Below are 18,921 nucleotides of genomic sequence, written 5' to 3'. Positions count from 1 at the left end.
CGGCTGGGAGCCGCGAACCTGCCGCCTGGGGCCGGTGCGGTCCGACGCTGAGGGCTCCAGCGCTGACGGCAGCGCACTCGCAAAGGAGTTGCTCATGTCAACCACAGCCCCGAACACCGGCAAGTCAGGCAAGCCCGGCAACACAGGCAACACTGGCAAGACAGCCAAGACCGAACGGAAGCCGCGGGACGTGCGCGGATTCTGGCGGGTCCTGCTGGCCGTGATCGCCCCGGTGCCGATCCTGCTGCAGGGAATCGTCTACCTGATCAGCCCGGTCGGCGGCAACGCGCCGTTCGACGAGACGGTCGCGGCGGTTGCGGCGCACCAGGGCCGGTTCGAGCTGATGCAGTGGCTGCAGGTGCCTTGGTTCCTGTTGATCCCGGCAAGCTTCGCCGTCGCATGGGTCACGCGCCGCCGGGTGCCGCGACTGTCCACCGTCGGGGCCATCGTCACCATGGGCGGTCTGGGAGCCGGGCTGTTCCTGCTGGGCGGTCCGGTGACGCCGGAGTACCTCACGGTCCACGAAGGGCTGGACCCCGACACGATGGAGAAGGTCAGGTCCGCGATGGACAACCTGCCGATCTTCGCCGTCGGAAGTCTGCTCTTCATCCTCGCCATCACGGTCGGCCTGTTGCTGCAGGGCATCGCTCTGGCGCGCAGCCGGGTTGCTCCGGTCTGGATGGGCATCGCCCTCGCGGTCGGCGGCTTCACCCACCCGTTCATGCCAGGCCACGTCGCCGCCGGTATCGGGCTTGTGGTCACCGCGGTCGGTTTCGCCGGCGCCAGCATCGCCCTGTTGCGGACCCCGAACGACGCGTTCGACCTGCCACCTGAGGGCCTCGCCAGGCAAGCCAGCTGAGAAGGCTAGGCGATCCAGCTGACGGCGAGTTCGTCGCACAGGGCGATGAATCGGTCGAGTTCGCTGCCGGCGCGGGCTCGGCCGAAGCCGTGGCGGCGGCCCCAGAAGGCCGACTGGACCATGTTGAGGTGGGCCCAGCGGCGGATGCGTTCGGGATCGAGCTCGGCGGTCTCGGCGAACAGTTCGAGCTCGTGGTTCAACCGACTGATCAGGTCGTCGGCGCCGAGCTGGTGCGCGGCGCGGGTGCGCAGGAACGTGGTCGCGTCGTACGCCGGGTCGCCGACGTACCCCTTCGGATCGACGGCCAGCCAGGGCTCCCGGTCGGCGCGGAGGATGTTGCGTGGATGGAAGTCGCCGTGGATCAGGATCTCCGGCTGGTCCCGGCCGAGCTCGTCCACGACGGCGAGCGCGGCGTCCACGACGTACGGCGGCAGCGGGTGGTCGAGCTCGGCGGCATCCTTGCGGAGCTCGTCCGCCCAGGCATCGGCCTGCTCCGACATCCGGGGCAGGCCGTCCGGCGCCGGGATCCGCAACCGGCGATGCAGCTCGCCCGCGATGACGACCACGTCCTCGTCGTGCTCCAGCAGCGTCGTCGGATGCGCGCGCTCGAGCAGCATGGCATAGCGGGCGTCGTCGCGTTCGTACAGCTTGACCGCGCCCTCGCCGCCCCAAGCCTCGAAGGCGTCCGGCTCGTGCACGTTGCCCGGATGCGGGAACGACACCTTGAGTACGGCGTCCCGGACCGGCACGACCATGCCGACCTGCCCGTGGGCGGCCTCACCATCGGGCTCGCAGTCCCACTGGGTCAACAGGTCGTCGACGATGCCGGGCAGTTCGGCCAGCCAGGCTTCGCCGACAGCGCCTTCGCGATCGATGGTGGCCTTCGCGAACGCGGCCGGGATCACCAGCGCTCCGACTTGGCCGAGCGGGAGACCAGGCTGAACAGCATGTCCTTCGGGGTCATCTCACCGGCGACGACCTTGGTGACGTGTTCGACGATCGGCATCTCGACGTCGTGCCGGTGCGCCAGCTCGGAGATCGACGCGCAGGACTTCACGCCCTCGGCGACCTGGCGGGTCGCGCCGGCGATCTCCGCCACGCTCATGCCCTGGCCGAGCTTCTCGCCGAACGTCCGGTTCCGCGACAGCGGCGACGAGCACGTCGCCACCAGATCGCCGAGCCCGGCCAGACCCGAGAACGTGTGCTCGTCGGCGCCGAGCGCCTTACCCAGGCGGGCGATCTCGACGAGACCGCGGGTGATCACCGACGCGCGCGCGTTGTCGCCGAAGCCGAGTCCGACGGCCATCCCGACCGCGAGGGCGATCACGTTCTTGCAGGCGCCGCCGAGCTCACAGCCGATGACATCGTTGTTGGTGTATGGGCGGAACGTCGGCGAATGGCACAGTTTCTGCAAGCGCGCCGCCGTACCCTCGTCCGCGCAGGCGACCACGGACGCTGCCGGTTGACCTTCGGCGATCTCACGCGCCAGGTTCGGTCCTGAGACGACGGCGATGCGTTCCGGTCCGGCGCCGGTGAGCTCGGCGATCACCTCGCTCATCCGCTTCGTCGTGCCGAGCTCGACGCCTTTCATCAGACTGACCAGCGGTACGGCGTTCGGCAGCACGCCGGCCCAGTCGGTCAGGTTGTCCCGCAAGGACTGCGACGGAACCGCGAGAACGATCGCCTCCGCGCCGTCGGCCGCCGCAGCCGGGTCGTGCGTCGCGGTGATCGCATCAGGCAGACGCAGACCGGGAAGGTAGTCGGCGTTTTCGTGCCCGGCATTGATCGACTCACAGAGCGACTCACGCCGGCCCCACACGGACACCTGGTTACCGGCGTTCGCGAGCACCACCGCGAACGCCGTACCCCAGGATCCGGCACCGAACACCGCAACCCTGGTCATCGGGCCTCCCGGCCTGGACCGAGGAGCGGAGCGACGAGGGAAGGCCGGGAGTTGGAGCCCGATGACCCGCCGCGACGAAATCGCGGCATCAGTTCAGTCATGCCTTCTCCTCACCTTCAGCCTTGCGGGCCTTGCGCAGGTCGTAGAGCTCCTTGGGCGGGGTCTCTCCGCGCAGTTCACCGAGGGTCTCGGCAACCCGGGCCATGATCACCTCGGTTGCCTCGTGCAACAGCTGGTTGGTCAGCGGCTTGCCCTTGAACGCGCTCAGGTCGACCGGCGCACCGGCCCGGACCTGCAACGTCTTGCGCGGCAGCAGACGGATCCGGATCTTGCCGGTGTACGACTTGATGATCTCCTGCGCGCCCCAGTTGGCGATCGGGATCACCGGGCAGCCGGTCATCAACGCGATCCGGGCAGCCCCGGTCTTACCGGTCATCGGCCACAGGTCCGGGTCACGGGTAATGGTGCCCTCCGGGTAAACGCCCACACACTCGCCGCGTTCGACCGCGGCCACCGCGTCCCGGAAGGCATCCGCCGCCTGGGTGGAGTCCCGGTAGACCGGGATCTGGCCCGCGCTGGTGATGATCGTGCCGAGCACCGGGATCTTGAACAGCGACGCCTTGCCGAGGAACCGCGGGATCCGCCGGCACTCCCAGATGAAGTATCCGAGCAGGACCGGGTCGAAGTGCGAGATGTGATTGGGCACGTAGATCACGCCGCCGGTGCGCGGCATGTTCTCCCGGCCGGTGAACCGGCACTTCGTGAACACGATCATGAACGGCTTGACGATCGCGACGATGATGCCGAACCAGAAGCCCCGCGGCGGACGCGGATCACCCTGCCCGTTGTCCACTGGAGCCTCCTGCTGCTCGTTGCTGCCATCCGTCATGGGAGAATCCTGCCTGATGGCAGACCTACAGGTCGCTCCCTGGATCCTGGCGATCCCGGTGAAGCGTACGGCGATCGCGAAGAGCCGGCTCGCTCCGGCCTACCCGCAGCACCGTCCCGAGCTGGCCCGTGCGTTCGCTGTCGACACTACTGCGGCCGCCCTCGCCTCGCCCCTGGTGCGGGCCGTCCTGGTCGTCACGGACGATCCGTTGGTCGCCGCGGATGTGACCGCGGCCGGTGCGTACGCCGTACCGGATCTGCCGGCGGCCGGGCTCAACGAGGCCTTGCTGCATGGAGCCGCTGTTGCCGCTGCCGAGTTCCCGGACAACGGCGTGGCCGCGTTGTCCGCGGATCTTCCCGCGCTGCGGCCGGCCGAGCTCACCGCCGTACTCGCGGCGTGTACGGCGCCACGCTCCTTCGTCGTCGACCAGCCCGGCACCGGTACGACACTGCTCGCGGCGGCTCCCGGCGTACCGCTGGATCCGCGTTTCGGCGTGGGTTCCGCGCTGGCACACCAGGCGTCCGGGGCGATGCCGATCGAGCTGACCGGGATCGAGTCGGTACGTCGTGATGTCGACACCGCAGCCGATCTGGCGCACGCTGTACAGCTCGGGGTGGGTCCGGCGACGGCCGACGTGATGTCGCTGGTCCTCGGTGCCGCGACCGGGACCGAGGGTCTAGCCTGCTGATATGCAAGCGACAGTGAGCCGCTACGACGGCGAGACGTTCTCCGGTGCGGTGCTCACCGACACCGGCGTCGAGCTTCCGTTCACCGTGCACGCGGTCGCCGATACCCCGGTCCGTCATCTGCGGGTCGGCCAGCGGGTCCGACTCGAGACCACCGGCTCCGGCGCCGACCTGACCATCACCAAGGTGGAATTCGCGACCCGGCTGTAGTTTGCCGCTGGTTGCCGCGGACAACGGCGAAGGCCGGTCAACCCCTGGTGTGGGGTGACCGGCCTTCGCTGTGATGCGGGTGCCGCAGTGCGTGAAGATCAGCGAGCGGTACGCTTCGCCGCGGTCTTCTTGGCGGGGGCCTTCTTGGCCGGCGCCTTCTTCGCAACGGTCTTGGCCGGGGCCTTCTTCGCCGGGGCCTTCTTGGCAACGGTCTTCGCCGGCGCCTTCTTGGCAACCGTCTTGGCCGGGGCCTTCTTGGCGACCGTCGTCTTCTTCGCAGCGGCGGTCTTGGTTGCAGCCGCGGTCTTCGCCGGTGCAGCCTTCTTCGCCGGGGCAGCCGCCTTGGTGGCGGTCGCGGCCGGCTTCGGAACTACCAGCTTCGGCAGCTTCTTGGCGCCGGAGACAACGGCCTTCAGCTCCGCACCAGCGCGGAACTTCGGCACCGTGGTCTTCTTCGCACGCTTGGTCTCACCGGTCCGCGGGTTGCGCACGATGCGCGCCCCACGCTCGATGGCCTCGAAGGCACCGAAACCGGTGATGGCGACCTTGCCACCCTTCTTGGTCAGCTCACGCTGGACGGTGTCGATCACCGATTCCAACGCGTGCTGGGCCTGGCGGCGGTTTCCGTCGAAGTGCACTGCGAGCGCTTCGACCAACTGGCTCTTGTTCACTGCTTCCCTCCGTGAACACTAGACGTCGAGCACAGCGCTCGATCTCACAGGAACGTTATGGACTCAAACCGCCATGCACAAACACCAACGCGGCAAATTTGCCTTGTTTTAGGCGATTCGGGCCACAATTTCGCCCGATCCGGGGTATTCGGTGGGTTTCAGAGCCAACCGCGGCGCTTGAAGATCTGGTGCAGACCTCCACACACCAAGGCCATCAGGCCGATCGCGAAGGGGTATCCGTACTGCCAGTGCAGCTCCGGCATCTTGTCGAAGTTCATCCCGTAGACGGTCCCGATCAGGGTCGGGGCGAACAGGATCGCCGCCCAGGCAGAGATCCGCTTGACCTCTTCGTTCTGCTCGCTGCTGGCGATCGCGAGGCTCTTCATCTCCTCGTTCTGCTGCTGGGCGACCAGGGTCGCGTTCACCGTCAGGATGTCGCGCAGCAGTTCGCGGAATCCGTCGACCTTCTCCACCACCTCGGTGACGTGGTCGGCGACATCGCGCAGTGAACGTTGCAGTTCCTCGTCCACGCCGTACTTCTGGAATCCGCCGCGCAGCTGCTCGAGCATGCCGACCAGCGGCCGGGTCGCGCGCTGGAACTCGATCACCTCACGGGAGAGTTCGTAGATGCGCCGCGACACCTTCGGGTCACCGCGGAACACCTCGGTCTCGATCTCGTCGATGTCGTTCTCGAGACCGGCGACCACCGGAGCGTAGCCGTCGACGACCTTGTCCATGATCGCGTAGAGGACCGCTTCGGCGCCCCGGCTGAGCAGCTCGGGGTCGCGCTCGACGCGGCGCCGTACCGCTGCCAGGTTGGGCGCTTCGGCGTGCCGGACCGTCACCACGAAGTCCGGTCCGACGAACACGTGCACCTCACCGAACTCGACCTCCTCGGTCGCGTCCCGGTACCGCGCGGCCTTCAGGACGACGAACAACGTGTCGCCGTACCGCTCCAGCTTGGGCCGCTGATGCGCCTCGTTGGCGTCCTCGATCGCCAGCTCGTGCAGGTCGAACTCCTTCGCCAGCGAGGCCAGCTCGCGGCGATCCGGCCGGTACAGGCCGATCCAGGCCAGGCTGTGCGGCGCCTGGTGCAGCTCGCCGTAGGTCTCGGCGAGGGAATCCGGCGAAGCGACCCGGCGGCCGCCGCAGTAGATCGCACTGTCCACGACGCTGTGCCCCTTGGGCATCTGCGGATCGCGGGGCTGCTTCTCGGCCTGCTCGGGAACGGCGGCGGAGACGGCAGCAGCGTGCTTGCGCGCGGCGGCACGCAGTGACGGGGTGCGGCTGAACGCACGGATCGTGCGAAGGCGCAGGTCGGACATGAGTCCTCCAGGTGCGGTGGATCAGGTGAGTGATGAACGCACGTCTGCCCGACCGCAACTGCTGGAGACCCAGCAACTCCTAGAAGGAGTAAGCCCCCGAAGGTCGAGCGAGACCCGTATGTCTGGAGGGATCGCTGCTGCTGTTGGTCATGAGCGCCTCACCTCCCAGGTCTCGCAAGCCTTGTTCTGACAACCACGCAAGGGTAACACCAGAGTTATCGCCCCCGGCCCGCCGAACGTTACGGGGGCGCTAACTCTGGCCGATGATCAGGCCTTCGCCGGAAGGGTTGCCGGCTTGAACGAAGGCCGGGTTGCTTCGTAGGCAGCGATGTCGTCGGCGTGCGACAACGTGATGCCGACGTCGTCCAGCCCGTTCAGCAACCGGTAACGCGTGTAGTCGTCGATCTCGAAGGGTGCGGACACGTCACCGGCCGAGATCGTCTTGTTCTCCAGGTCGACCGTCACCTTGGTGCCCGGGTCGCTCTCGATCGTGGTCCACAGCTGCTCGACCACGTCCTGCTCGACCAAGGCCGCGAGCAGCCCGGCCTTGCCCGAGTTGCCGCGGAAGATGTCGCCGAACCGCGAGGACACGACCACGCGGAACCCGTAGTCGAGCAGGGCCCAGACCGCGTGCTCACGCGACGACCCCGTGCCGAAGTCCGGACCCGCGACGAGCACCGAGACGCCGTCGTACTCCGGCTGGTTGAGGACGAACGACGGATCGTTGCGCCAGGCAGCGAACAGTCCGTCCTCGAAACCGGTCCGGGTGACCCGCTTCAGGTACACGGCCGGGATGATCTGGTCGGTGTCGACGTTGCTGCGGCGCAGCGGGGCCGCCGTACCGATGTGCTGGGTGAAGGCTTCCATGATTCCGTTGCTCCTCAGGCGTTCGCAGGTACGGCGACGGGCGGCAGGTCGGCCGGTGCGGCCAGGGTGCCGGTGACGGCGGTCGCAGCGGCGACCAGCGGCGACACCAGGTGGGTGCGACCGCCCTTGCCCTGGCGGCCTTCGAAGTTCCGGTTCGAGGTGGAGGCGCTGCGCTCCCCCGGGGCCAGCTGGTCCGGGTTCATGCCCAGGCACATCGAGCAGCCGGCACCGCGCCACTCCGCGCCGGCGTCCTTGAAGATCGTGTCCAGGCCCTCGGCCTCGGCCTGCAGCCGGACCCGGCCCGAGCCCGGCACGACGAGCATCCGGGTGCCCTCGGCAACCTTCCGCCCGGCGAGCACCCCGGCCGCGGCGCGCAGGTCCTCGATCCGGCCGTTGGTGCAGGAGCCCAGGAAGACCGTGTCCACGTGGATCTCGCGCATCGGCGTACCTGCGGTGAGGCCCATGTACTCCAGCGCGCGCTCGGCGGCGACCTTGTCGTTCTCGTTGTCGAAGTCGTCCGGCGACGGCACCTTCTCCGACAGCGGGATGCCCTGGCCCGGGTTCGTTCCCCAGGTGACGAACGGCGCGATGTCCTCGGCCCGCAGCACGACCTCGCGGTCGAACGTCGCGTCCTCGTCGGTGGCCAGGCTCTTCCAGTACTCGACCGCGGCTTCCCAGTCGACGCCCTGCGGCGCATGCGGCTTGTCCTGCAGGTACGCGAACGTGGTCTCGTCCGGCGCGATCATGCCGGCCTTGGCGCCCCACTCGATCGACATGTTGCAGATCGTCATCCGGGCTTCCATGCTCAGCGCGCGGATCGCTTCACCGCGGTACTCGACGATGTAGCCCTGGCCGCCGCCGGTGCCGACCTTCGCGATCAGCGCCAGCACCAGGTCCTTCGCGGAGACGCCGTCCGGCAGTACGCCGTCGACCGTCACGGCCATCGTCTTCGGCCGCGCCTGCATCAACGTCTGCGTGGCCAGCACGTGCTCGACCTCGCTCGTGCCGATGCCGAAGGCAATGGCTCCGAACGCACCGTGCGTGGAGGTGTGGCTGTCACCGCAGACCACGGTCATGCCGGGCTGGGTCAGTCCGAGCTGCGGGCCGATCACGTGCACGACGCCCTGGTCCGGGTCGCCGAGCGTATGGATCCGGATGCCGAACTCCTCGGCGTTCTTCCGCAGCGTGTCCACCTGGGTGCGCGACACCGGGTCGGCGATCGGCTTGTCCACGTCGTACGTCGGGACGTTGTGGTCCTCGGTCGCAATCGTCAGATCCGGACGGCGGACGCCGCGGCCGGCCAGCCGCAGACCGTCGAAGGCCTGTGGACTGGTCACCTCGTGGACCAGATGGAGGTCGATGTAGAGAAGGTCGGGCTCTCCGTCGGCATGGCGCACGACATGCGCATCCCAGACCTTTTCCGACAACGTCCTACCCATCAGACTCTCCTTTGAGATTGGAAGTGGGTGCTTTCCGCTCACTGTGCTCTCGCACTGCTTTTTTCAGCGTGCTCCGCACGGGACCGTCCAAGCGACTTGCGTTCCACGATTCGAGACGGCAGTATCGTCTCATGGACAACTCTAGCGGAGTCGGCGTTCTCGACAAAGCAGCTCTCGTTCTGTCCGCGCTCGAGTCCGGGCCGGCGACCCTGGCCGGTCTCGTCGCGGCGACCGGGCTGGCCCGCCCGACCGCACACCGGCTCGCGGTGGCGCTGGAGCACCACCGTCTGGTCGGCCGCGACATGCAGGGACGGTTCGTGCTCGGTCCGCGACTCAGTGAGTTGGCCTCCGCCGCCGGTGAGGACCGGCTGCTCGCGACCGCCGGCCCGGTGCTGGCGCGACTGCGGGACATCACCGGTGAGTCGGCGCAGCTCTTCCGCCGCCAGGGTGAGTATCGCGTGTGCGTCGCCGCCGCCGAGCGTCCGTCCGGTCTGCGCGACACCGTGCCGGTCGGCAGCCAGTTGACGATGGCCGCCGGTTCGGCTGCCCAGATACTGCTTGCCTGGGAGGACCCGGAGCGGATGCACCGCGGACTCCACAACGCGTCGTTCAACGCGGCCGCGCTGGCCGGCGTACGGCGTCGTGGGTGGGCGCACTCCGTCGGTGAGCGGGAGCAGGGCGTCGCGTCGGTCTCGGCTCCGGTCCGCTCCCCCAGCGGCAAGGTGATCGCCGCCGTCTCGGTCTCCGGCCCGATCGAACGCCTGTCCCGCCAGCCCGGCCGCATGCACGCCCCGGCCGTGATGGCCGCCGCCGAGCGACTGTCCGAAGCGCTGCGCCGCGCGTCGGAGTAGTTCGTCAGGTAGTTGTCACGTACCGCAACCAGGATCACCATGAGGGTGAAAGCCCCTCAAAGGAGGTCCGACATGGAGCGGGACTGGCTGACTCTCGGCTGGAAGATGTTGCTCGTCCGCGGCGTCATCGCCGTAATCTTCGGAATCCTCGCGATCGCGTGGCCCATCCACACGGCAATCGCACTGGCCCTGCTGTGGGGCATCTGGGCCCTGACCGACGGCATCGGCTCGATCGTCCAGGCGTTCCAGCCCGAGTCGAAGGGCAGCCGGCTCTGGCTGGTCGTGCTCGGCGTGATCGCGCTGGTCGCGGCGTTCTTCGCGATCACCAGCCCGGGGATGGCCGCGGCGACGCTGACCTGGATCCTCGGGATCTGGCTGATCATCCGCGGCGTCTTCGAACTCGCCGGGGCCTTCAGCAGTCAGCAGGTGGTGCCGCGCTGGCTCCTGGTGCTGAACGGGCTGCTGTCGATCCTGATCGGCGTGCTGTTCGCTGCCAATCCCGGAGCGGGCGCGGTCGGCGTCGCCGTCGTACTGGGCGTCACCGCACTCGTGTGGGGCGTGGTCCTGATCGGCGTCGGCTGGTCGGTACGCCGGGAGCTGCACAGCGGCCCCGCCCACGCCAGCCCCTCACCAGCCTGACCCGCCTGACCCGCCTGACCGGCGAGCGTTAGCCGATCGCGTTGCCCCGCTCGGCGGCGGCAGCGCGATCGGCCGCGTTCCTGGACGAGGCGGCGCCACCCGCGCCGGGCGGGGTCGCGACCGCGCCCACTGCACCTTCAACGGCGAGCCGCGAGGCGAGCGGGTTCACGCGGCGTTCACCGGAGGCTCAGCGATCCGCGTGACAGCCACAGGAGGCGCTGGGGATCAGCGTGTAGTCGAGGACGTGCCTAGCCGCCTCGGTGTTCGTGCGATCCAGCAGCAGCTCGACGGCGCGACGGGCTGTCTCGTCGATCGGCTGGCGCACGCTGGCCAGCGGCGGGATCGTCACCGTGCACTCGCTGGTGCCGTCGAACCCCATCACCGCAACGTCTTCCGGCACTCGCAGCCCGGCCTCCCAAGCCGCGAACAGTACGCCGAATGCCTGCTCGTCGGTCGAGCAGTAGATCGCCCGCGGTGGCCGCTTCTGCTCGAACCACGGCTGTACGGCGTCCCGTGCGGCGAAGCGTGACACCGGGCTGGCGACGTACCGCGCCGAGGCCCGCGGGTGCTTCTCCAGGGCCCGTTCGATCCCGCGCCGGTGTTCCGACGTACCAGGTGAGTCCTCGGGACCAGTGACGACGCCGAGGGTGCGGTAGCCGTGTGAGAGCAGGTGATCCGTCGACGCCTCGGCGGCCGCGACGTAGTCGATCGAAAGCGTCGACACCGTCACGCCCTCTGGCACGGGATGCAGAGCAACGACCGGTACGCCGGCCGCCGCGAACCGCTGGATCGCGGGCTCCACCAGCAGCGAGACGAGGACGACGCCGTCGACCTTGCGCTCGATGAACGAGCCGATGTGCGCGGACTCCTGCTCCGGATCGCCCGCCGAGTCACCGATCAGCAGCAGGTGGTCGTGCTGCCGCGCGAAGTTCTCCAGGTGCTCCGCGAGCGTGGCGAAGTACGGGTTGCGGATCTGCGGGATCAGCAGGCCGAGCGAGTACGTGCGTCCCGCACTCAGCGCCCGGGCGAGGATGTTGGGCCGGTAGTCCAGCTCCGCCGCGGCCTCCAGCACACGCCGGCGGGTCTCCGCCGACACGGGCCGGGGGCCGTTGTTGAAGACGTAGCTGACGACCGCAGTGGACGTGCCGGCCCGCTCCGCGACATCACGAGCCGTCGCCATCGCTCTCCCCATGATCTGCAGGGTATGCCGCCACGATCCGGGCGGTGATCTCCTCAGCCACCCGCTCGGCGTCAACCCCGGTCACGATCCGCACGGTCCCCTCGGGATCCGGGGTGAACGTACTACGCCCCGCGCTGTCCCCACCCACCGCGATCGCGACTCTGCCGACCTCCGAGAATCTGAACAGTTCCGGGCGACTCAGCGCGAGAACCGCCACCGGGTCATGCGGCACGTTCCACGTCTCGTTCCAGTACGCCCACCACTGCTCGATATCCGCCCCGAGCGCGGCGCCCAGCCGACCAGCAGCCCGGATCCGCTCCAACCGGGACGCCTCGATCGTCACCTGCTGCGTGATCTCCAAACCGGTGATCGTCGTCGGAATCCCCGCGCTCAGCACTACCTGCGCCGCAATGTCGTCGGACTTGAAGTTGTGCTCCGACCTCTCATCGCCGAACGACCCACCCATCACCCACAGATGCCGGATCCACCGCGCCACCTCAGGCTCGAGCTGTAACGCCTCAGCCACGTTGGTCAGCGGGCCGATCGCCGCCACGTCGAGCTCACCAGGTCGCTCGCGTAGCCGGGCCACCAACCGCTGCGGCGCACTCTCCGCACTGACTGTCTCGGAGGCCAGGTCGTCGTGCAGCGTGCCCTCATGCCCGGCCCACCAGACGTCACGTCCCGACAAGGTCTCCGCGGCACCCGGTACGACGACCAGGTCGCGGCCGGCCAAGGCGGCGTACCGGCGCGCGAGTTGAGCGCGCAGCCGCGTATCGCCGTACACCGTGTGGACCTCGAGCAGGTCGAGATCCGGGCTGCCCATGATCTGGGCCAGCGCCATGGCGTCGTCGACGTCGGAGCCGATATCGGTATCGAGAATGATCGATCGCACAGAATTCCTTCTACTTGAGCCCGCTGCTCGCCACGGACTGGACGAAGTACCGCTGGAAGCCGGCGATGACCATCAGCGGGATGACGGTGAGGACGACGGCGCCCGCGAAGACGAGACCGTAGTCGGCGAAGTTCTGACCTTGCAGGTTGGACAGGGCCACCGGGCCGAGGATGTGCTTGGCGTCGGTGCCGATCAGCAGCGGCCAGACGTAGGACTGCCACTGGAAGAGGAACAGCATCAGGCCGGCGCCGATCAGCGCGGGCCGCGACAACGGCAGGTAGATCCAGCGGAAGACGCCGAACCAGCCCAGCCCGTCGAGCCTCCCGGCCTCGACCAGTTCGGCCGGGATACCGAGGAAGAACTGCCGCAGCAGGAAGATCGCCATCCCGTTGCCGATCCCCGGCAGCACCAGCCCGGTGAACGTGTTGGTCAGCTGCCAGTCGCGGAACATCGTCGACAGCGGGATCGCGATCGCGTCGAACGGCACCAGGAAGCTCAGTACGACGATGCCGAACACCAGCCCGCGCCCGCGGTACTCGAACGCCGCCAGCCCGAACGCCGCCGACGCGCAGACCGCGAGACCGATGACGACCGTGGCCGCGCTGACCAGGATCGAGTTGAGCGTCGCGCGACCGACATCGCTGCTCAGCAAGGCCGAGTAGTTGTGCAGGGTCGGCTTCAACTCGAAGAACGTCCGCCACGACAACGTCAGATGCGCGAACGTCTCCGAACCCGGCCGCAGCGAGTTGGTCAGCACCCACAGCAACGGCAGGAAGAACAGGATCCCGACGACTCCGCCGAGCACCGACAGGCTGAGTGACTGCAGGCGCGGCTTCACTGGTCACCTCGCAACAGCCGGAACTGGCCGGCCACGATCGCGAGTGTCAGCGCGACCAGGATCACGACCTCGGCCTGCGCGACGTGGATGTCGCCGATCGCGTAGGCGCGGGTGTAGACGTCGTACATCAACAGGTTGCTGTTGCCGTTCGGGCCGCCCTTGGTCAGGATCTGCACCGGCGCGAACACGAGCAGGTTGGAGACCGTGTCGGCGACCAGCACGAACGCCAGCGGCCGGCGTACCAGCGGGAGGATGACCGAGACCATCCGGCGCCAGGCACTCGCACCGTCGAGCAGCGCGGCCTCACGGACCTCGACGGGGACCTCCTGGATGCCCGCGATCAGGAAGAGCATCCAGTAGCCGACGCCGATCCACGACAGCAGCACGATCAGCGACGGCAGCACCTGGCCGGACGACGTCAGGAACGGCTGGACGGGCAGACCGAGCCGCTCGAGTACGCCGTTCGCGAGGCCGTCCGGCCGATAGATGACGCTCCAGATCACTGCCGACACCGCAGGCGGGGTGGCTATCGGCAGGATGACCAGGGTGCGCCACAGCTTTGAGCCCATCGCGCGCTGGGTGAAGAGCACGGCCAGCAGGAACGAGACGACGACTTGGATCGGGTTCACCAGGACGGTGAACAGCAACGTCACTCCTACCGCCTGCCGGAAGTCCTTGTTCGACACCAGGTCCGTGTAGTTGCCCAGCCCCGCGAACACCCGGCCGCCGCGCAGCAGGCTCTCGGCGTAGAAGCTCTCGACGACGGCGGAGATCGCCGGGACGATCCGCAGTACGGCGAGGCACAGCAGCGCCGGCGCGAGGAAGGCAAGGGCGATCAGCCCTTGCCCACGCTTCCTCACTTGATGGCCTTCACTTGATAGACCGCCATGCGTCGGTGAGCTGGCGTGTCGCCTCCTGCAGCCGCGTGTCGGGGTTGGTGCCGTTGCGGATGTCGGCGAACGCCTTGCCCATGACTTCCTCGAACTGGATGTACCCGACACTCACCGGCCGCGACACCGCCGTGTGCTCGCTCTCGTACGCCGTGATCGCGGCAGCGCCGGCCGTCTTCGCACCGGAGAAGGCGTCCATCTTCGGGGTGTACTGCTTCTGCGCCTCGAGGTTGGCCGGGATGATCGTCGTCGTACTGCTGGTGGCCAGGTTGCCGGTGGGATCGAGCGTCGCGAACTCGAGGAACCTGCGGGCCATCCCCTGCTGCTTCGACGCCGGGTTGATGCCGAGCGACCACGAACCGGTCGGCGTGACCGGCTTGCCGCCCTCGAAGTACGGCAGCGGCGCGACGCCCCAGTCGATCTTCGAGCTGCCGAAGATCTTCAGGTCCCATGGCCCGCCAACGAAGAACGCCACCTGACCGTTGGCGAACACCGGGCCGGTCTGGAAACCGCCGATCCCGCGGGGCGACAGCCCACTCGCGAAGGTAGCGCCGTACCACTGCATGGCCTTCTTCCAGCCGTCGGTCTCGACGGCCGGGGTGAGAGCGTCGTCGCCTTCGATCCCGGAGCCGCCGCCGAGAGATTCGGCCAGTGGCTGCAGCTGGTAGTACGCCTCGGGCTGCTCCATGAACAGTCCGTACTTCGTACCGCCCGACTGCATGGCCTTGCGGCCGGCCGTCTCGACCTGCTCCCAGGTCCAGCGTTGCTGCGGGTCCGCGGTCGGCGGCGTCACCTTCGCCTTCGCGAGCGCGGTCTTGTTGTAGAAGAGGAACTGCGTCGAGTTCCACATCGGCAACGACCACAGCTTGTCGCGGAAGTGGTTGGTCTTGTACGCCGCGACGCTGAACTTCGTCTTCACCTGATCGTCGAGGTCGCTGAGATCGGTGAGGAAGCCCTTCGCGGCGAGCTGTGAGACCCGCGGCTCGTCGACCGTGTAGACATCGATGCCGCTGTCCTTCGCGCTCAGCCGCTGTTGCATCGTCGCGTTGAACTGGTCGAACGGGATCTGGGTGTAGGCGACCTTGATGCCCGGGTTCTCCGCCTCGAAGGCCTTGATCACTGGCTGGTAGGTCTCGGCGTTGTCGGTACCGGTGAACGTGACGGTCCCGGTCTGCGGACCGTTGTCCGTCGCGGCCGGGGCGCCGGAATCCGACGAGCCGCCGTCGCATCCGGCGACAAGCGCCGCGACCGCGACGACCGCGGCAGGAAGTAGTCGCTTCACTGGGATCCCTTTCCTCGAACGGTCCTCCGACAGTCTCGAACGGACCCCCGACTGTCGTATCTAAGCGGTTAGACTAAGCGCTTAGACCCGCGCTGTCCAGCAGGTTCGAAGCTGTCGGAATCCGGCCCCGCAGACGTACTCTCTGCTGATGAGGGTGGGGATTCTCGGGGCGGCGGAGGTCCTGCGGGACGGGGAGCCGGTCGAACTCGGTGGGCGGAAGCAGCGCATGCTGCTTTCGGCCCTGGCGCTGTACGGCGGGCAGCCCGTGCCGGTGGACAGCCTCGTCGACCTGCTCTGGCGGGACAGCCCACCGCCGAGCGCGCTGTCGACCCTGCAGGTGTATCTGGCCGGCGTACGCAAGGCTCTGGAGCCCGAACGGCCGGCGCGCACAGCACCGACCACTGTGCTGACCGTCGCACCGGGCTACGCCTTGAGGCTGCCCGCGGATTGCCTCGACGCAACGCGCTTCACCGCCGCCGTGGACGCGGCGCACCGCCGGCTTGGTCCTTGGTCCGACCAAGTGACGGGCGCCATCGCGGCGCCCGAGCTCCAGCCGCACGAGCTGACCGCCGTCATCGATTCGCTGGACGACGCACTGGGGTTGTGGCGAGGCACGCCGTACCTCGAGCTGGACGACGCCCCGACGGCCGTTGCAGAACGTGGACGACTCGAAGAACTTCGGCTCGTGGCACTCGAGGACCGCGCGGTCGCCGGGCTGGCGCTCGGGCTGCACGCTCCCCTCGCCGCCGAGCTCGAGGCGCTCACCGCCGAGCATCCGCTCCGCGAACGCTTGTGGGTACTGCGCGTCCTGGCCCTCGCGGGCGCCGGCCGGCAGGCTGACGCGCTCGAGGCGCTGCGCCGGGTACGTCAGATCCTGGCCGACGAACTCGGCCTGGATCCGGGGACGACCCTGCGCGAACTGGAACTCGCCGTACTTCGCCAGGACCCGGACCTGGTCTGGGGGCGGAAGCCCGGCAACGGATCCCGGCCCGTTGTAGCGGCCGGCGTCATCGGCACCTCGAAGTGGCCGCTGGTCGGTCGGGCCGCCGAGCTCGCGGCGCTCGAACGGCTGCTCGACGAGGTGGATGCGGCACCGCAGTTCGCCGTACTGGTCGGAGAACCGGGGATCGGCAAGACGCGGCTCGCGGCGGAGATCGCGGCCCGCGGGCGTTCGCGCGGGTTCGCAGTACTCACCGGGCGGTGTTCGGATGACGAAGGCGCACCGCCGCTGTGGCCGTGGATCGGTGTCCTTCGAGCACTGGCCGGCACAACTGACATCCCGGAGGCGGTACGGCGTCAGCTCCTCGAGCTGACCGCCCTACTGGAGTCCGGGGCCGGAGCTCCTGCGGAGAACGTCGACGCAGCGCGCTTTCGGCTGTGGACGACGACCGCGGACGTCCTCGTCGCGGCGTCGCAGGTCAGGCCACTGCTGATCATCCTCGATGATCTGCACTGGGCCGACCCCTCGTCGCTCAAGCTGCTGAAACATCTCGCCGACCTGGTCGACACCGGACGGCTGCTCGTCATCGCTACCCGCAGGGCTGCTCCGGAGCTTTCCGGCCAACTCGCCGCCGTGGCCGAGAGCTTCGCCCGGCGGCACGCTTTGCGCCTCGACCTGCGAGGGCTGGCGAGCTCAGAAGCCGCCGCGCTGGTCGAGGCCGCGACGGATCGCAAACCCGGCAGCCGGGAAGCCGAGGCCTTACGTGCACGGACGGACGGAAACCCGTTCTTCCTCGTCGAACTGGTCCGTGACGGTCGCAGCGACGTACCGGCGGCGGTGACCGACGTCGTCGCTCGCCGGGTCGAACGGTTGCCAACGGCAACTGGCGAGCTGTTGCGTACGGCCGCTGTGATCGGCCGGGAGTTCGACCTCGCGGTTCTCGCCGCAACCGCGGGCGTCGACGAGGACGCGGTTCTCGACCTGCTCGATCCCGCACTGACTGCCGGGGTGATCGTCGAGGGAGAGGAGGTCGAGCGGTTCCGGTTCACCCACGCGATGGTCCGCGACGTCGTGTATGCCGGTCTGCCGGCGGCCCGGCGTGCTCGCCGGCACGCAGCGACAGCGCGGACGCTCGAAGCTATTGGCGCGGCGCCGTCCGAGACCGCCCGGCATTGGCTGGCTGCCGGACCGGCGCACGCGGCACGAGCCTGGCGGGCCGCGTCCGAAGCAGCCGAACACGCGGTCCGGCTGTACGCGTACGACGAAGCGGCAGCGCTGCTCGCCGCCGCACTCGACGCGCAACGAACCGACGGCTCGGCCACCGCACTCGATCGGTACGACCTGCTGATGGCTCGGGCCGACGCGTGCCGATGGTCTGTCGACCGGGATTCCCTGGACGCCGCTCTGACCGAGGCGGCGCAGGAGGCCGAGCGGTTGGGCGACATCACTCGGATGGCGCAGGCGGCGGTCAGCAGCTCAGAGGGCGCCCTGTGGCTGACCCGCTCGTACGGCCAGGCGGACCACTACATGATCGCAGTACTGCGACGTGCACTGCGGGAGCTGCCGGCCGGCGACGAAGAGCTGCGGTGCCGAGCACTTCTCGTCCTGGCGACCGAGCTCTACCACACTGACGCGCCGGCCTACCGAGACGCGCTGGTCGAGCAAGGCATGGCCATGGCCCGCAGGATCGGCGATCCCGGCCTCCTGGTGTGGGCGTGCCAAGCCGCGTTCATGGCGACCCTGCGTGCGGCCACCGCGCCGTACCGCCTCGGGCTGGCCGAAGAGGCCGTCGCCATCGCGGTCGAGCAGGGCGATCCGATCCGCGAGGCGCTGGCCCGGACCCTGCGGGTGATCGTCACCAGTGAGCTCGGCATGGTCGCGGAGATGCGCGAAGAGATCCGTCGGCTCAGGGAGATCGCGGAGCCGCGGCGGCTGGCCTACGTCCTCATCGTGCTCACAGAGCTCGAACCGCCGTGGCTGGCGATGCAAGGGCGGTTCGACGAGGCGGAGCGACTCATCGAGCAACGGCGCGAACTGGTCGCCACCGCGTCGCTTCCGCAGCGGGACGAGTCGATGGTCTCCGCGCCCGCCTGCGTCGAGGTATGGCGGAGCGGCGCGGCCGTGGTCGTGCCGGCGTTCCAAGCGCTGGCGGCGGTCAGTCCCATGCCGTTCGACCTGACCATCCAGTGGCTGCTCGTGCGGGCCGGCCGGCTGGACGAGGCGCGCGCAGTCCGGACGGAACTGGTTCCGTCCACCGATGACTGGCTGTCGATCCATCACTACTGCATCGCGGCCGAGGTCGCCTTCGCGCTGGACGAACCGGCGGCGGCGCGTTCCCTGTACCGGTGGCTGAGTCCGTATGCGGGACGGGTCTGCGGCGCGGGGTTCTCGGTGGCGATCGGTCCGGTGGACGCCTTTCTGGCCTTCGCCGCGATGGCGACAGGCGAGCGGGACGTGGCGAGCAAGCACGCCGACAGGGCGCTGGAGTTGTGCGCCGAATGGGAGATCCCGCTGGCCGCGCAGTGGTTGCGCGAGCAGCGGGATCGTGGCCGCTTCTGAG

Annotated in this window: 19 protein-coding genes; 6 read left to right on the top strand and 13 right to left on the bottom strand. The window is 68.7% G+C overall.

Translation table 11 applies throughout. The features are described from left to right. The first annotated feature begins 94 nt into the window (after positions 1–94). Positions 95–859, top strand: a complete 765-nt coding sequence (locus EV653_RS39890; protein ID WP_134111518.1) for a hypothetical protein — start codon at positions 95–97, stop codon at positions 857–859. Between the two features lie 5 nt (positions 860–864). Here EV653_RS39890 and EV653_RS39885 read toward each other — a convergent pair whose 3' ends face one another. The 3 genes from EV653_RS39885 to EV653_RS39875 all read right to left on the bottom strand — a co-directional run bounded on the left by EV653_RS39885 (position 865) and on the right by EV653_RS39875 (position 3,651). Then, a complete protein-coding gene (locus tag EV653_RS39885) occupies positions 865–1,764 on the bottom strand; it encodes an aminoglycoside phosphotransferase family protein (RefSeq protein WP_202872054.1) in 900 nt (299 codons plus the stop codon). Continuing rightward, on the bottom strand, positions 1,761–2,762 hold the full coding sequence (locus EV653_RS39880) for an NAD(P)H-dependent glycerol-3-phosphate dehydrogenase (protein ID WP_134111516.1): 1,002 nt from the start codon (positions 2,760–2,762) through the stop codon (positions 1,761–1,763). Before EV653_RS39880 ends, EV653_RS39885 begins: the two co-directional genes overlap by 4 nt. Before the next feature lie 97 nt (positions 2,763–2,859). Beyond that, positions 2,860–3,651: a lysophospholipid acyltransferase family protein gene (locus tag EV653_RS39875; protein WP_134111515.1), complete on the bottom strand. Its 792-nt coding sequence runs from the start codon at positions 3,649–3,651 to the stop codon at positions 2,860–2,862. Positions 3,652–3,667: 16 nt separating this feature from the next. Here EV653_RS39875 and cofC point away from each other — a divergent pair, with 16 nt between their 5' ends. Both cofC and EV653_RS41875 read left to right on the top strand, forming a co-directional pair. After that, entirely contained in the window at positions 3,668–4,339 is a 672-nt protein-coding gene (gene cofC, locus EV653_RS39870) for a 2-phospho-L-lactate guanylyltransferase (RefSeq protein ID WP_202872053.1), read from the top strand. A gap of 1 nt (position 4,340) precedes the next feature. Then, entirely contained in the window at positions 4,341–4,547 is a 207-nt protein-coding gene (locus EV653_RS41875) for a hypothetical protein (RefSeq protein WP_202872052.1), read from the top strand. A 98-nt stretch (positions 4,548–4,645) separates the two neighbouring features. On the opposite strand, the gene EV653_RS39865 is transcribed toward EV653_RS41875, so the two are convergent. The 4 genes from EV653_RS39865 to leuC form a co-directional block, all read right to left on the bottom strand. Next, complete coding sequence (locus EV653_RS39865; protein ID WP_134111514.1) at positions 4,646–5,218, bottom strand: HU family DNA-binding protein; 573 nt, start codon at positions 5,216–5,218, stop codon at positions 4,646–4,648. Positions 5,219–5,376: 158 nt separating this feature from the next. Continuing rightward, positions 5,377–6,543 carry a magnesium/cobalt transporter CorA gene (gene corA, locus EV653_RS39860; protein ID WP_134111513.1) on the bottom strand — a complete coding sequence of 389 codons (1,167 nt, stop codon included), beginning with the start codon at positions 6,541–6,543 and terminating at the stop codon, positions 5,377–5,379. Positions 6,544–6,810: 267 nt separating this feature from the next. Next, positions 6,811–7,410 carry a 3-isopropylmalate dehydratase small subunit gene (gene leuD, locus EV653_RS39855; protein WP_134111512.1) on the bottom strand — a complete coding sequence of 200 codons (600 nt, stop codon included), beginning with the start codon at positions 7,408–7,410 and terminating at the stop codon, positions 6,811–6,813. A gap of 14 nt (positions 7,411–7,424) precedes the next feature. Further along, entirely contained in the window at positions 7,425–8,849 is a 1,425-nt protein-coding gene (gene leuC, locus EV653_RS39850) for a 3-isopropylmalate dehydratase large subunit (RefSeq protein WP_134111511.1), read from the bottom strand. 131 nt (positions 8,850–8,980) lie between these two features. Between leuC and EV653_RS39845 the strand changes: the two genes are divergently transcribed. Both EV653_RS39845 and EV653_RS39840 read left to right on the top strand, forming a co-directional pair. After that, positions 8,981–9,700: an IclR family transcriptional regulator gene (locus tag EV653_RS39845; protein ID WP_130387568.1), complete on the top strand. Its 720-nt coding sequence runs from the start codon at positions 8,981–8,983 to the stop codon at positions 9,698–9,700. A 72-nt stretch (positions 9,701–9,772) separates the two neighbouring features. Then, complete coding sequence (locus EV653_RS39840) at positions 9,773–10,339, top strand: HdeD family acid-resistance protein (RefSeq protein ID WP_166679714.1); 567 nt, start codon at positions 9,773–9,775, stop codon at positions 10,337–10,339. 28 nt (positions 10,340–10,367) lie between these two features. On the opposite strand, the gene EV653_RS41490 is transcribed toward EV653_RS39840, so the two are convergent. From EV653_RS41490 to EV653_RS39815, 6 genes are read right to left on the bottom strand one after another with little or no spacing between them, the layout of a single operon-like run. Next, positions 10,368–10,508 carry a hypothetical protein gene (locus EV653_RS41490; protein ID WP_166679713.1) on the bottom strand — a complete coding sequence of 47 codons (141 nt, stop codon included), beginning with the start codon at positions 10,506–10,508 and terminating at the stop codon, positions 10,368–10,370. Positions 10,509–10,526: 18 nt separating this feature from the next. Next, the gene (locus tag EV653_RS39835) at positions 10,527–11,531 is read right to left on the bottom strand and encodes a LacI family DNA-binding transcriptional regulator (protein ID WP_134111509.1); all 1,005 of its coding nucleotides are present in this window, start codon (positions 11,529–11,531) and stop codon (positions 10,527–10,529) included. Continuing rightward, positions 11,503–12,411, bottom strand: a complete 909-nt coding sequence (locus EV653_RS39830; RefSeq protein WP_134111508.1) for a nucleoside hydrolase — start codon at positions 12,409–12,411, stop codon at positions 11,503–11,505. Before EV653_RS39830 ends, EV653_RS39835 begins: the two co-directional genes overlap by 29 nt. Before the next feature lie 10 nt (positions 12,412–12,421). Then, the gene (locus EV653_RS39825; protein WP_134111507.1) at positions 12,422–13,249 is read right to left on the bottom strand and encodes a carbohydrate ABC transporter permease; all 828 of its coding nucleotides are present in this window, start codon (positions 13,247–13,249) and stop codon (positions 12,422–12,424) included. Then, positions 13,246–14,109, bottom strand: coding sequence for a carbohydrate ABC transporter permease (locus tag EV653_RS39820; RefSeq protein WP_134111506.1), 864 nt, complete (start codon positions 14,107–14,109; stop codon positions 13,246–13,248). The genes EV653_RS39825 and EV653_RS39820 overlap by 4 nt, the downstream gene beginning before the upstream one ends. Positions 14,110–14,119: 10 nt before the next feature. Beyond that, complete coding sequence (locus tag EV653_RS39815; RefSeq protein ID WP_166679712.1) at positions 14,120–15,421, bottom strand: ABC transporter substrate-binding protein; 1,302 nt, start codon at positions 15,419–15,421, stop codon at positions 14,120–14,122. A 148-nt stretch (positions 15,422–15,569) separates the two neighbouring features. On the opposite strand from EV653_RS39815, the gene EV653_RS39810 reads away from it, so the two are divergent. Further along, complete coding sequence (locus tag EV653_RS39810) at positions 15,570–18,920, top strand: AfsR/SARP family transcriptional regulator (RefSeq protein ID WP_134111504.1); 3,351 nt, start codon at positions 15,570–15,572, stop codon at positions 18,918–18,920. The last annotated feature ends 1 nt before the right edge of the window (position 18,921 follow it).

This window comes from Kribbella pratensis (assembly GCF_004365355.1).
In the GTDB taxonomy this organism is placed as follows: domain Bacteria; phylum Actinomycetota; class Actinomycetes; order Propionibacteriales; family Kribbellaceae; genus Kribbella.
This window is presented reverse-complemented; position numbering and strand designations above follow the sequence as displayed.